This is a genomic window from Paramaledivibacter caminithermalis DSM 15212 (assembly GCF_900142245.1).
Lineage (GTDB): Bacteria > Bacillota > Clostridia > Peptostreptococcales > Caminicellaceae > Paramaledivibacter > Paramaledivibacter caminithermalis.
On record NZ_FRAG01000008.1, the window covers coordinates 36281 to 49894 of the forward strand.

Sequence of the window (13614 nt, forward strand, 5' to 3'; positions counted from 1 at the left end):
AAAGAGGTGATTAGAGTGGGGAAAATTCATGCTTTTTATACAATGCCTCATCCACCCATCATGATTCCAGAGGTAGGACGAGGAGAAGAAAAGAAGATAAGAGCAACATCGGCTGCATGTTATGAAGTTGCTGAAGAAATAGCTGAAATAAAACCAGATACAATAATAATAGTTACGCCCCATGGTCCATTGTTCAGCGATGCTGTTGCAGTATCTGCTGAGACTACCATATATGGAAATTTAGGTAATTTTAAAGCTTCTCAGGTGGAAATGAATTTAAATATAAATATACCTTTATTAAAAAAAATGATAAAATATTCAAACGAAGAAAATATTTTAACGGCAGAAATAACAAAGGAATCTGCTCTGCAATATGGAATCGATTATGGGCTAGACCACGGTACCATAATACCTTTGTATTTTATAAATAAGAAATTTGTAAATTATAAAGTAGTTCATATAACCTATGGAATGCTACCTAAATTACAGCTTTATAAATTTGGTATGTGTATTAAAAAGGCTGTAGAAGACAGTACTGTAGATGCAGTATTTATTGCTAGTGGGGATCTGTCCCACAGGCTTAAAAAAGATGGGCCATATGAATATAGCCCTTATGGTGAGAAATTTGATAAAGAAATAATAGCTAAGCTTAAAAATGGCGATGTTTCAGGTGTTTTTAATATTGACTATACAACTGTTGAAGAAGCAGGTGAATGTGGATTAAGATCTTTTTATATTATGTTAGGTGCAATGAATGGATATGATATTAAAGGAAATCTTAAAGCCTATGAAGGTACATTTGGTGTAGGGTATTGTGTTATGGATTTTTCTATAAAAGACAGTAATAGAGATACTTATAAGCAATTAATAGAAGAAAATGAAAATAGAATCCAACAAAAAATACAAAAGGAAGATCTCTATGTAAGACTTGCTCGTGAAAGCTTGACCTATTATTTAATGTATGGTGATTATATGAATATACCTATTTATGTAAATGATGAAATGAAAAAAGCTAAAAGAGGGGTTTTCGTCTCATTAAAAAAAGAAGGAAGATTAAGAGGCTGTATTGGAACCATTTTTCCCGTTACAGAAAATATAGCTGAGGAGATTATCAGAAATGCAGTGGAAGCTGGACAGCATGATCCTAGATTTTCACCTGTAAGGGAAGATGAATTAAGGGAATTAGATTTTTCGGTGGATGTACTTACAAAGCCACAAAAAGCTTCAAAAGAAGAACTAGACCCTAAAAAATACGGTGTGATAGTAAAAAGTGGCTCTAAGACAGGATTACTGCTTCCCGATTTAGATGGAATAAATACTGTGGATCAGCAGCTAAGTATTGCATTACAAAAAGGAAATATATCTCCAGATGAAGATTATACTATTGAGAAATTTGAAGTTATAAGACATAGATAGTGATTAGAATATTGAAATGTAGGTGATACTTTGTTACATGATGGATATTTTTATGGAAAATATCATGATAAAATAAGATGTTTTTTATGTCCACATAATTGTATCATAGATAATAATAAGTTTGGTTTATGTTCTGTCAGAATAAATAAGGATGGGACACTTAAAACAATGAACTATGGAGAAATAACGGCTATTGCAAATGATCCCATAGAAAAAAAACCTCTTTATCATTTTAAGCCAATGAAGAATATTGTATCAGTGGGAAGTTTTGGATGTAATTTTTCTTGTGATTTTTGCCAAAATTATAGGATAGCCCATTATAAACCCCAAAGCAGATATATATCTAGTGATGAATTAATAGAAATATGCTTAAACTCAGAGGATAATGTAGGTATAGCTTTCACTTACAATGAACCTTCTATCTGGTATGAGTACGTATATGAAACTTCAAAGAAGCTTAAAGAAAAATACCCAAGTTTTAGCATTGTTCTTGTTACAAATGGATATATAGAACGAGAGCCTTTAATAAAACTGTTACCTTACATAGACGCCATGAATATAGACTTAAAATCCTTTAAGCAAAATTATTATAGGAAAATATGTAGAGGAGATATTAAAGCTGTACTAAGAACCATCGAAGAAGCATATAAAAAATCCCATGTAGAAATAACCACGTTATTGGTAAATGGTCTTAACGATTCTATGGAAGAGATAGAAGAAATTGCTTCTTATTTAGGTAAGCTAAATAAGAATATTCCATTACATTTGTCTCGATATTTTCAAGCATATAAAATGGACCGACCTCCTACAAATATAGATGTAATGTTAGAAGGCAGGAAGATTGCTAAAAAATATTTAAATTATGTGTATTTAGGAAATATAGCTAATGTGGATAATTCAACTTATTGTCCTAAATGTAATAAGCTTTTAGTTCAAAGAAATGGCTTTTTATCAAAGCTCTATATCGATAGTAATCAATGTCCTCGGTGTGGATATAATATAAAAATATTATTATAAAAGTTATAAGTTAGCTGTTTCTTAATAATTATTTAGTAGCAGCCTATCTTCTATCTAGAAAAATGGTAGTGGACAATTTTAACTGTATAGGGTAAGTAAAAACTGTCCACTTATATTTAACTAATCTTTATAAATAAACATCCCTCTCACCCTTGGAAATTTTATTATAGTAGTCCATAAGCTTATTATAAAGACCATGTTCTTTAAAAAATGGAAGGTTACTTATTTCATCAATTTCTTTTTGTATAACTTTTTCTCCAACTATCTTTGTTTCTGGAGAAGCGTAATCTTCTAAATACTCCTTAAAGGTCAATACAGCGTTTAATTTACAGAACTTACCTTCTACACATCCTTTAAGGAGTCCCATTATCTTATCTCCAGTTCTTCCACATCGATAACCCGCAGTGCAGAAGGAAGTAATGGTATCTTTCTTTGCAAGTATTTTAATCATTTCATCTAGGCTTCGGGTATCACCCAGCATGAATTGCTGCTTTTCTTTATATTGCTTACCATTGTTTTCACTATACCCACCTACACCTATTCTTGTTGAAGCATCTATTTGGGTACAACCTACATTAATAACCTCATCTCGAACCTCAGGAGATTCCCTTGCAGTAATGATTAAACCTGTATAAGGCACAGCTAGTCTTAGAACAGTAACAAGCTTTTTGAATTCATCATTATTCACTAAATATTTAGTATCTGAGAAAAATGATGTACCTGATGCAGGCATAAGCCTTGGGAAAGAAATAGTATGGGGACCTATTCCAAATTGTTTTTCCAGATCTAAGGCATGATAAATTAGCCCCATAACTTCAAACTTCCAGTCATAAAGACCAAAGAGAGCTCCAATTGCTAAATCATCGATTCCAGCATCCATTGCTCTATGAAGGGCATAAAGTCTCCATCTATAATCAGATTTTGGACCAAATGGATGCAGTTCTTTATATATATTACGATTATAGGTTTCTTGAAATACTTGATATGTACCGATACCAACATTTTTGAGTTTGACAAGATCTTCAGTTGACATTGGAGCTGCATTTACATTCACTCTTCTAATATTACCATAGCCATTACCATTAGGAGATTTTTTCTTAACATCATAAACTGCTTTTATGGATTCACACATATAGTCGATATCTGAAAGTGGATGCTCGCCATAAACAACAATCATTCTTTTGTGACCTTCATCCACAACGAATTCAGTTTCTTTTTTTATCTCATCCATATTTAGTATTCTTCTTTTTTCTTCTTTATTGTTGGTTCTAAATCCACAGTATTTACATCCATTAACACAGAGATTACTACAATACAAAGGAGCAAAGAAAACGATTCTGTTATCGTATACTTTACGTTTTATCTCTGCACCTGCTTCGTACATTTCTTCCCATAGATCGTTGTCTGTTACATTAAGGAGTGAAGCAACTTCATCTGGAGTAAGTGTTTCAATTGATTTGGATTTTTCAATAATATTTCTAATATAATTTTTATCATTGTTTTTACATAGCTTAAGCTTTTCAGAAATCTCTTTTTCATTAATGAAATCCTTACCATTAATAAGATATTTATCAATTTGACTTTGTTTAATTACTTGATTTGCCCACTCATTTACTGACATTGTTGCCATATGAATCATCCTTTCAAAAGTCATTTATTTGTTTTAAATTTGAAATAATAAGAATGTATTTATTTAATTAAAATTAGTATTATATTAAGCTAAGTTTACTTATGGAAATATGATCACCTCTACCCATATCAACCTCATATCCTGCATTTTTTATCAAATCTTTTACTTCAACTGTCAGAGTATTTGCATTATCAGCAGTATTACCTTTACCCTTATAAATATCATACTTCTTTCTTTGTTCCTGTGGAGTTAAATTAGTCATTATGACATTTGCTCCAGCCTTAAGACTTCTTTCCCAGCTATGAGCATCCAAGCACCTTAAAGCAGTAGTAGCAGGTAAAAGCACATGGGGGAGCAAAAGTCTTATAATAGATAAACAAATGATGGTCATATCAACAGAACCATTAGGAGAATTTTTTAATGGGGTTTGAGGATGTGATATAAAAGGACCAATTCCTACCATGTGAGGATTTAGATTCTTTAAAAACATCAAATCCTCTACAATATCTTCAAGGCTTTGATTTGGAAGTCCAACTATAAAGCCTGCCCCCACTTGATAACCGATGTCTTTAAGTATTTTTAAACAATTAATTCTATTATCATGACTCATGTGAGGATGTAGTTTTTCGTATAAATTCTTTTCTGCAGCTTCATGCCTTAATAAATATCTATCTGCACCTGCATTAAACAGCATATTAAAGCTCAGCTTGGTTCTTTCACCTATGGATAAAGTTATAGCAGCATCAGGAAAGGCATGTTTAATACTGGAAATAGTACTTTTAAGCATTTCATCAGTATAATATGGATCTTCGCCACTTTGAAGAACAAAAGTACGATACCCCATCTCATATCCTTTTTTACAACATTCCATTATTTCAAACTTACTCATTCTGTACCTATTGATTATTTTGTTGGAAGCATATAACCCACAATACATACATGAATTCTTACAGTAATTAGAAAATTCAATAATTCCCCTCAAAAATACTTTTTTACCATATATCTTTTTTCTGACTATATCTGCATACTCAAAAAGAATTTTTTTATGTTTGTTATCAATACTACTTAACAGTTTTATAAGCTCTCTTCTTTCCAAATTATTAGTGCTATATAACTTGTTTAGTATTTTTTTCATATTTCTATAGTTTTCTTTGAAAATGATGTTTTAATATTTACACCTTTTATATTGCCCAGCTTACCTGTTAAGCTATTTATTTCATCTAATGTCCCATATACTATTATAGAGATTACAGAAACTCCTTCGGCATCAAAGGGAATACCCATTCTTCCCTTTACAACTCCTTTAAAATCAGATACTATATCGTTAAATTGAGATTGACAATCCTTAGGATTATCCAATACAGCACCTATAACAGCAATTTTTCTTTTAATTTGAACCATCTCCTTTTTCATCTACTCATAAAATAAAAAAACTTTCCTAAAAGGAAAGCTCGGCTTTAAATTTATTATGACAAAAAACTATAATAGGACCATACTAATAGAAATCATTAATATAGCTTTAAAAAACTAGCAAAAAGTTGTCATAACATATGCCGTAGTTCCTTTTCGAATCAGATGTTTCTTCTTCGGAAGGGCTACTATTTTATACAACAAATTTTTAAAGATTACTCTCTAAAAATTTGAAACTAAAAATTGCTATAATATAGCATTGATGTATTTATCTGTATCTATTATATAATAAATAATAATATATTTCAATAATAATATTATTGAAAGCTTCTATGAAAAGTTTGAGAAATTAATTTGTTATGATATTATGATTATGGAATAATGTTACAAATTATGATTCTTTATAATACATTTTAATTGTTTTTAGACATGAGATATAAAGGGTCAGTAGAGCTTAATATATTGATAAACAAAAATTAAGGAGCTGATAGGGAATGAAAATAGCAATCATTTACCACAGTGAAACAGGAAATACAGAGAAAGTTGCAAAGCTTGTTGCTAAAGGAGCTGAAAAAGTAGAGGGTGTTAATACAAAATGTATGACTATTGATGATGTTGATACAGGATTTGTTGAAGAAGCCAAGGTAGTATTTTTCGGAACACCTACATATGCAGGCACATATTCATGGCAAATGAAAAAATGGTTGGATACATGTAAGCTTAAATTAGCGGGGAAAGTGGGTTGTGTATTTGCTACGGAAAATTATTTAGGTGGGGGAGCAGATAATGCAGAGTTGGCTCTACTAAGCCAATTATTAGTAAAGGGAATGTTTGTATATTCTGTAGGTGGTAGTAAAGGACAACCATATACCCACTTTGGTGCTGTATGTATAAAAGATGGAACCGCAGAGCAGAAGGAAAGGGTGGAATTATTTGCTGAAAGGGTTGCTGATAGTGTAAATAAATTGTTCAAGTAGTGGAATTATATATATAGGATTTACATAGTAAAACTTAATTTATACATGTACAAATACGCAATGTTTCTGGGCGTTTTGGACATGTATAAATTAAAGTCTTTACTTAAATCCCTATAAGAACTATAAGGATAAAATACTATTTATATTAAAGAAGGTGAAAACATGCTGGAGTTAGGTAAATTTCAGAAATTAGAGGTTGTTAGATTAACACAAATAGGTGCATATTTAAACTCAAAGTCTAATAGGGGTGATGAAGATATTTTATTACCACGAAAGCAAGTTCCTGATAATATTGAGGTAGGAGATGAAATAGAAGTTTTTGTTTATAGAGATTCAAAGGATAGGATGATAGCTACAACAAGAAAACCAAAGATAACGATTGGTGAGTTGGCAGCCTTAGAAGTAGTAGAAATTACAAAAATTGGAGCATTTCTAGATTGGGGATTAGAAAAAGATCTGTTTTTACCCTTTAAAGAACAGACATGTAAAGTACATAAAGGTAGAAAATACTTAGTTGGTATGTATGTTGATAAAAGCAATAGGCTATGTGCTACCATGAATATTAACAAACAATTAAGTAATAATTCACCATTCAAAGAGAATGACAAAGTTTATGGAACTATTTATGGTATATCTAGAGATATAGGAGCATTTGTGGCAGTTGATAATAAATACAAGGGATTAATACCAAAACATGAATTATATGGTGATTATAAATGTGGAGATAGAGTAGAGGTTAGAATAACTAAAGTAAAAGAAGATGGTAAATTGAATTTAAGTTTAAGGAAAAAAGCATATAAACAAATGGATGAGGATGTAAAAATAATTTTAGATAAATTAGATTTAGAAGGTGGAACCTTGTTAGTAAATGATAGTAGTCCACCAGATAAAATTAAAGATGAACTCAATATGAGTAAACGTGCATTTAAAAGAGCTGTAGGAAGGCTGTTGAAAGAGAGAAAAATCAAGCTGACTGAAAAGGGTATTGAAAGATTATAAAAGGAAGGATTAAATCAACCTTCCTTTTTTGATGATTTTTCAAATTTCTTTTTAAATAAAACCATACAATCGTCCATATTTGTTTCACCTAACACTATATCTTCCGCCATAACTTGACATGAAGGAGAACCACATGCACCGCAATCAAGGCTAGGAAGCTGTTCCTTTATTTCCATACATTCTGACATTTTTTTCATGGCTTCAACAAAATTGTCACCAAAAACATTATTTTTTATAGGAATTATTTCTTCTTTTAAGTATATATCATCCTCTGATAAATCATAGTCAAGAACTGGTTCTTCAGATAAATAGCTTTCAGAAAGTCTTCTTATCCTATTTCTAGCAATAAAAGGATTTTCGATGGTTAATACTCCTCCAACGCAGCCATTGGTACATGATAAAAGCTCAGCAAATCTGATGCCAGACAGACGACCATCTTCTATGTCATCTAAAATCTTAATGACATTTTCAATTCCATCGACACATATATAGTCGCTAATCCCAAGGGAAAAGGTTTCTCCACCAGCTCTAGCCCAACCAATGCCCTTTCCAGATAAATAAAAGGGTAATGGTTCCTTTACTAATTTGAGATTTCTTACGATATATGGATAGATTTCCTTAAAAGATATAACACCATCAACAGACGACTTTTTTGAACCGATTGGTCTTTTGACGCTGGTTACTTTAGCTGGACAAGGACTAATAAAAAAGATGCCAATATCTGAAGGTTTAATTTTTAGTTTTTCTGAAGCTCGCTTTCTTGCTATTATTCCAGCTATCTCAACAGGAGATTCTATTGGAAGTATATGTTTAATCAGGTTTGGAAATCTTACTTGTATCAATCTTACTATAACAGGACATGAAGAGGATAGTAAAGGTCTAATATTGGATTTAGCAACTATTTTTTTTGTGTATTCTGAAACAATATCTGCTGCCCTTGAGACTTCAAAAATTTCATCAAATCCAATAGCTTTTAAGGCTGCCAAAATTTTGCCAGGGTCTTCTTTTTCACCAAATTGTGAATAAAGACTTGGAGCAGGTAAAGCAATTTTGTATTTATAAGTTTTAATTTCATCAAGGGAATCGGAAACACTATCCTTTGCGTGTTCTGGACATCGTCTAATACATTCACCGCAATCTATACATTTGCTTTCAATAATTTTTGCCTTTCCATTTCGTACTCTAATGGCTTCCGTGGGACATCTCTTTATACAGTTTGTACATCCAATACATAAATCTTCTTTAAGAATTACAGAGTGAAATGAGCTTCCCATAATAATCCCTCCGTTTAAAAGTATGACAACTTTAATAATAATTACTATTCATTTGCAATTCCTATGACATCATATATATAATTGTAACACTATTATTGCTTTTTTGAAAATACAAAGAATAAAAATTTTATTGGCATATTTGAAATTTATTAAACCTTAAAGCTGATTATCTTTAGAAAGACCCTAGTACTTGGAACTCGCAACTAAAATGCGTGGTCAGACGCCTTTGGTTTTAATAAATCATAATAATATGAAAATAGAGTTGATGACAAATATTCTAGTATCATATATACTATATACAGTGAATTTATAAATCCATATAATTTATTTAGAAGGGAGTATGACAATGGAAGTAATTTTAATTATGATAGGATTTATAGTGATATTTTCGGCAGGACTCGTACAAGGAGCAACTAGCTTTGGATTTTCATTACTGTCAGTTCCTCTTTTAAGTATATTTTTGCCACTAAAAATAATAGTTCCAATGTTGGTAATATATAGTTTTATAATGAATTCTATTATTCTTTATCAAATTAGAGAATATGTAAAATTAAAGAGAATATCCTTATTAATCATATCAGCTGTTATTGCTACTCCTATAGGAGCAAATCTCCTTATAAACCTAGATGAAAGCATATTAAAAATCATAGTAGGTGTGATTGTAACTATATCGTCAATATTATTTCATTTTGGATATAAGATTAAGGTTGATAATGAAAAATTGGCTTATGTACCCGTTGGCATTGTCAGTGGATTATTAAATGGAAGTGTTAGTATAAGTGGACCACCTGTAATATTGTTTTTGACTAATCAAGGGACTGAAAAGCAAGTTTTTAGAGCAACACTTACTGCTTATTTTTGGATACTCAATATTATGACTATAGCCATATTCATATATAAAAAGCTTATTACTATTGAAGTTCTAAAGTTTACTAGTTACTTATTACCTGCATTAATTGTAGGAGTATTGATTGGGGTTAAGCTAGGAAATAAAGTTGAAGAAGAGACATTTAAAAAGTTAACCACAGTTTTAATAGTTATAATGGGAATATTATCAATAATTTCTGGATTAAGATAAGATATATCCACTGCATATACTATATTTGTTATGTAAATTAGGAAAGGATGAATGAATTGCGATTAAGGTATGTGAAAGATGGACTTGAGAGACTACAAAACCATGATAAAGTAATTACTAGGCCAGAAGAATATAAGGGAAGTTGGAATAAGTTATTCAATAATGAGAATCCAATACATGTAGAGTTCGGCTCTGGCAGGGGCGGATTTATAGTGCAAATGGCTGAGAAAAATCCAAATATAAATTATTTAGCCTTTGAAAGAAATTCAAAGGTTATTATAAGGGGAATTAATAAGCTTCCAGAAAATCTAGCTGTGAATTTTTATTTTGTTCATTCAGATATAAGAAAACTGGAAGAAATATTTATTGATAGTGAGATTAATAGAGTTTATCTAAATTTTTCTGACCCGTGGCCAAAGAAAAGACATTTTAAAAGAAGGCTTACTTACAGAAAATTTTTGAAGATCTATGAAAACATTTTAATTCCCAAAGGAGAGCTTCATTTCAAAACAGACAATGTAGACCTGTTTGATTTCTCCATAGAAGAATTAAAAGAAGCTGGGTGGGAGATTTGTTTGATTACTAGGGATTTACATAACAGCCAGTATGCTGAAGGAAATGTCATGACAGAATATGAAGAAAAATTTGTAAAAAGAGGACAAGCCATAAATAAGCTTATAGCTATTTCCCCTAAAAAGTAACTATTAAAACATTAAGGGATAGAAGTTCAGTATTTAAATGAACCTTTATCCCTTTTGATTACAATAATTCCTTCATAGTTAAAATAGTTTATTTGCCTACCAATGTAGAATTTGTAATAGAAAACTAGGATTTTTAATTTCAGAATATACATACCCTTATTTTGTATAAATTTTTAATTATACGGTTCATATTCAATATTGACTTCTTGATCTATTCCATAATACAGTTTCATAACCTTCATGTGATAGGGATTAACATAAGGATATGACCAACCATAATCATACAGAGGCATTTGTTTAAGAATTATGGTATCATTACTAGATGCTCCATTTTTTAAATATCGTTGTATAGCAGTTTTATTATATATATGTGCATTATGATTGATTTTGTAACCGTTAATATTGTTCCAAATAGCTATTGAAGTAATAGCTACAATTAATAAAACTGCAATAACTGAATTTAATTTTTTAATCCACAGTGAAGAATTATACTGATTATTTATATATTCAAAAATAATTAACCCAGTACATATAAGTGTTAATTTAGTGTTTATTATATGTATACTAAGAATTAATGCTACTAAACACCATATATACTGATTTTCTTTAAACTTTATAAGAGTAGAAATAATAGGTATAAAGTATAGAATAATTGTGCAAAGTAAAATTCTATATCCATAGACTGGAGATATAATCATCATAATTTGTGCTCCAATAGCGAGTATCAAACTTATCAAAATTATATCTTTTTTCTCAATAATTAAATTATAAAGAGCTAAATATATAAGACCAATTAAAAATGTTAATATGCCTAGTAAAACTACTACTGAGATCAACTTGCTTGTAATATCTATTGGCATTAGGGCGGTATAATTACCTCCAATTTTCAACACAAGTATAAAGAAAAAAACATTAAGGGTAAATAAAACTTTGCTTAAAAACTTTTTATCTTTTCCTAATGAAAACCAAAATATCACACAAATTAATAACAAGGAATTATAAACTTGCATATCTTTGTATAGAAATAACATTTCTTTAATTTTTTTTATATTCTCCATTATATTTATGTTAGTTCCTTCTATTTCTGCACGCATAAAAGTGCCTGGAGCTAAGACCACTGTTAATCCCCCTAAAAATGCAAGCACTAACGTTAGATAATGATTGAATCGCAGTTTTTTATTATTGATAAACTTCGAACTTAGTAGGACAAGTAGAATTCCTCCAAAGGTTATAGCAGTAGCTTGTTCCACAGTCATACCAGCCAATAGACCTAGTACAGGTAAATACCAGTAAGTTTTGCCTGTATAAATACTTTTTTTCAACAAATAAATTGTTGCTAGGGCCAGTAACATAGGAAATAAATAATTAAAAGATCCATCTAACCAAAAAACACTTTGCCTTGTAATGTTAATGCTTAGCATAGAAAATAAGACGATTCCAGAAGCTATAGCAATTTTGTAATCATCTTTATCCTTTGCTGCAAGTTTAGCTACTAGAGTTATAACTCCAATAATCATCAATGGATTCACAATCATAAAAAGTTTTGTCTCAAAGTATAACATTAGTGAAACTATAAAGTGTACAAGTGCTCTACCATTAATGAACATATAATGTTCTATATGCTTTTTAAAAAAATTATCTTTTAAAAAAGTTCCATAATAATAATCATCTCCGTACATATGAATAAAGCTATGTTGATAAACAAGCAATATAAAATAAATACTTAAAACTATGTAATGCCAATACTTTTTAAAAAAATATTTTACTTTGATTTCCATTAATTAACCCTCTCTTTCAGTTGGCTTAATGTACTCTCTAATAATATATTTAGGTCTTGACTTTATTTCATAATAAATTTTTGCTATATATTCAGATACAACCCCAATTAAGAGAATTTGAATTCCACCTATAAATAGTATCACTGCCATCATAGATGGATAGCCTGGCTCTTTAATACCAAAGAATAAGGCTTCTATAATAACTTGCAAAAGAAGTAAAAAAGCACCAAAAGATATAAGTATTCCAATAATAGTGGCAAATCTTAATGGCACTGTAGAAAAAGCAAGTATACCTTCTATAGCATAGTTAAAAAGAGTTCTAAAGTTCCATTTGGTATCACCTGCGGGTCTTTCAACATTATCCACTTTAATATATTTTGTTTTAAAACCAACCCAGCTAAAAATACCTTTTGAAAACCTATTGTACTCCTTTAGATTAAGTATTGCGTCTACTACAATTCTTTTCATTAGCCTAAAGTCTTGAGAATCTTTTACAAGATTAACATCTGTAAATCTATTCATAATGCTATAAAATAAATTTGAAAATATTCTTTTCAAAAAAGATTCGCCTTCACGATCAATTCTTTGTGTAGTTACAGTATCATAGCCTTCTTCAATGTATTTCAACATTTCTAATAAAACTTTAGGTTGATGTTGAAGGTCTGCATCCATTACAACAATTAAGTCTCCCTTTGCATTACTAAGACCAGCATATATTCCAGCCTCTTTTCCGAAATTTCTAGAGAAGCTAATAAGAGAAACTTGTTTATCATTTTTATGAATATCTTTAACAATATCGGGGGTATGATCTGTACTTCCATCATCAATGAAAATAATTTCATAGTCATATTCTATCTTATTTAATACTTTTTTTATCTCACTGTAAAACAAGTCTAAAACTTGTTCTTCGTTGTAACATGGTACTACAATACTTAATAATCCCTTCTTCAAAATAAGTCCTCCATTTTGTAGTTTTATTTTTTAATATTCATTAGCACTATACCTATAAGAATAATTAAAGAACCAATGACATTAAAAATTGTAAGTTTTTCTTGTAATATAAAAAATCCTGCAAATAAAACTAAAACATAAGCTAAACCTACTAAAATAGGATACATATAAGTCAAATTAAATTTTTGCAGCATAAATGTCCATATTATAAAAGAACATACATATGAAGCAAATCCTAACATGAACTTCCAAGACATAATGATATGAATTTTACCATCTTCAATTAAAAAACTAAAGGTTTGTCCACCTATTTTAAGCAATACAAGCCCTGATACTGTAAAAAACAAATATAATGATATTAATAAATAAATCATATTTACCCC

General features: G+C 30.1%; 13 protein-coding genes. 6 read left to right on the top strand and 7 right to left on the bottom strand.

Going from position 1 to position 13614, the window contains the following annotated elements:
• Positions 1-15 precede the first annotated feature (15 nt).
• Positions 16-1416 carry an AmmeMemoRadiSam system protein A gene (amrA, locus tag BUB36_RS04720; protein ID WP_073147542.1) on the top strand — a complete coding sequence of 467 codons (1401 nt, stop codon included), beginning with the start codon at positions 16-18 and terminating at the stop codon, positions 1414-1416.
• A 30-nt stretch (positions 1417-1446) separates the two neighbouring features.
• Positions 1447-2433: an AmmeMemoRadiSam system radical SAM enzyme gene (amrS, locus tag BUB36_RS04725; RefSeq protein ID WP_073147544.1), complete on the top strand. Its 987-nt coding sequence runs from the start codon at positions 1447-1449 to the stop codon at positions 2431-2433.
• A gap of 127 nt (positions 2434-2560) precedes the next feature.
• Here amrS and hydG read toward each other — a convergent pair whose 3' ends face one another.
• From hydG to BUB36_RS04740, 3 genes are all read right to left on the bottom strand, one after another.
• Positions 2561-4063, bottom strand: coding sequence for a [FeFe] hydrogenase H-cluster radical SAM maturase HydG (gene hydG / locus BUB36_RS04730; protein ID WP_207550757.1), 1503 nt, complete (start codon positions 4061-4063; stop codon positions 2561-2563).
• A 79-nt stretch (positions 4064-4142) separates the two neighbouring features.
• Entirely contained in the window at positions 4143-5198 is a 1056-nt protein-coding gene (gene hydE / locus BUB36_RS04735; protein ID WP_073147548.1) for a [FeFe] hydrogenase H-cluster radical SAM maturase HydE, read from the bottom strand.
• Positions 5195-5476, bottom strand: a complete 282-nt coding sequence (locus BUB36_RS04740; RefSeq protein ID WP_242655716.1) for a TM1266 family iron-only hydrogenase system putative regulator — start codon at positions 5474-5476, stop codon at positions 5195-5197. The genes hydE and BUB36_RS04740 overlap by 4 nt, the downstream gene beginning before the upstream one ends.
• A gap of 491 nt (positions 5477-5967) precedes the next feature.
• On the opposite strand from BUB36_RS04740, the gene BUB36_RS04745 reads away from it, so the two are divergent.
• Both BUB36_RS04745 and BUB36_RS04750 read left to right on the top strand, forming a co-directional pair.
• Positions 5968-6450 carry a flavodoxin family protein gene (locus BUB36_RS04745; protein ID WP_073147550.1) on the top strand — a complete coding sequence of 161 codons (483 nt, stop codon included), beginning with the start codon at positions 5968-5970 and terminating at the stop codon, positions 6448-6450.
• A 162-nt stretch (positions 6451-6612) separates the two neighbouring features.
• Positions 6613-7449 carry a CvfB family protein gene (locus tag BUB36_RS04750; RefSeq protein ID WP_073147552.1) on the top strand — a complete coding sequence of 279 codons (837 nt, stop codon included), beginning with the start codon at positions 6613-6615 and terminating at the stop codon, positions 7447-7449.
• 14 nt (positions 7450-7463) lie between these two features.
• Here BUB36_RS04750 and BUB36_RS04755 read toward each other — a convergent pair whose 3' ends face one another.
• Positions 7464-8723, bottom strand: coding sequence for a [Fe-Fe] hydrogenase large subunit C-terminal domain-containing protein (locus BUB36_RS04755; protein WP_073147554.1), 1260 nt, complete (start codon positions 8721-8723; stop codon positions 7464-7466).
• 346 nt (positions 8724-9069) lie between these two features.
• Here BUB36_RS04755 and BUB36_RS04760 point away from each other — a divergent pair, with 346 nt between their 5' ends.
• Complete coding sequence (locus BUB36_RS04760) at positions 9070-9801, top strand: sulfite exporter TauE/SafE family protein (protein WP_084111709.1); 732 nt, start codon at positions 9070-9072, stop codon at positions 9799-9801.
• 56 nt (positions 9802-9857) lie between these two features.
• Positions 9858-10502: a tRNA (guanosine(46)-N7)-methyltransferase TrmB gene (trmB, locus tag BUB36_RS04765; protein ID WP_073147555.1), complete on the top strand. Its 645-nt coding sequence runs from the start codon at positions 9858-9860 to the stop codon at positions 10500-10502.
• A gap of 173 nt (positions 10503-10675) precedes the next feature.
• On the opposite strand, the gene BUB36_RS04770 is transcribed toward trmB, so the two are convergent.
• Genes BUB36_RS04770 through BUB36_RS04780 form a run of 3 tightly spaced genes read right to left on the bottom strand, consistent with a single transcriptional unit; the run spans position 10676 to position 13605 of the window.
• Positions 10676-12280, bottom strand: a complete 1605-nt coding sequence (locus tag BUB36_RS04770; protein ID WP_073147557.1) for a DUF6056 family protein — start codon at positions 12278-12280, stop codon at positions 10676-10678.
• 3 nt (positions 12281-12283) lie between these two features.
• Positions 12284-13231, bottom strand: a complete 948-nt coding sequence (locus BUB36_RS04775) for a glycosyltransferase family 2 protein (RefSeq protein ID WP_073147559.1) — start codon at positions 13229-13231, stop codon at positions 12284-12286.
• A 23-nt stretch (positions 13232-13254) separates the two neighbouring features.
• Positions 13255-13605: a hypothetical protein gene (locus tag BUB36_RS04780; RefSeq protein WP_073147561.1), complete on the bottom strand. Its 351-nt coding sequence runs from the start codon at positions 13603-13605 to the stop codon at positions 13255-13257.
• Positions 13606-13614 lie beyond the last annotated feature (9 nt).

Bases quoted from the DNA above. Each gene is read 5' to 3' on its own strand.
- hydG (WP_207550757.1), bottom strand. From the start codon at position 4,063: ATGGCAACAATGTCAGTAAATGAGTGGGCAAATCAAGTAATTAAACAA.
- hydE (WP_073147548.1), bottom strand. From the start codon at position 5,198: ATGAAAAAAATACTAAACAAGTTATATAGCACTAATAATTTGGAAAGA.
- BUB36_RS04740 (WP_242655716.1), bottom strand. From the start codon at position 5,476: ATGAAAAAGGAGATGGTTCAAATTAAAAGAAAAATTGCTGTTATAGGT.
- BUB36_RS04745 (WP_073147550.1), top strand. From the start codon at position 5,968: ATGAAAATAGCAATCATTTACCACAGTGAAACAGGAAATACAGAGAAA.
- BUB36_RS04750 (WP_073147552.1), top strand. From the start codon at position 6,613: ATGCTGGAGTTAGGTAAATTTCAGAAATTAGAGGTTGTTAGATTAACA.
- BUB36_RS04755 (WP_073147554.1), bottom strand. From the start codon at position 8,723: ATGGGAAGCTCATTTCACTCTGTAATTCTTAAAGAAGATTTATGTATT.
- BUB36_RS04760 (WP_084111709.1), top strand. From the start codon at position 9,070: ATGGAAGTAATTTTAATTATGATAGGATTTATAGTGATATTTTCGGCA.
- BUB36_RS04770 (WP_073147557.1), bottom strand. From the start codon at position 12,280: ATGGAAATCAAAGTAAAATATTTTTTTAAAAAGTATTGGCATTACATA.
- BUB36_RS04780 (WP_073147561.1), bottom strand. From the start codon at position 13,605: ATGATTTATTTATTAATATCATTATATTTGTTTTTTACAGTATCAGGG.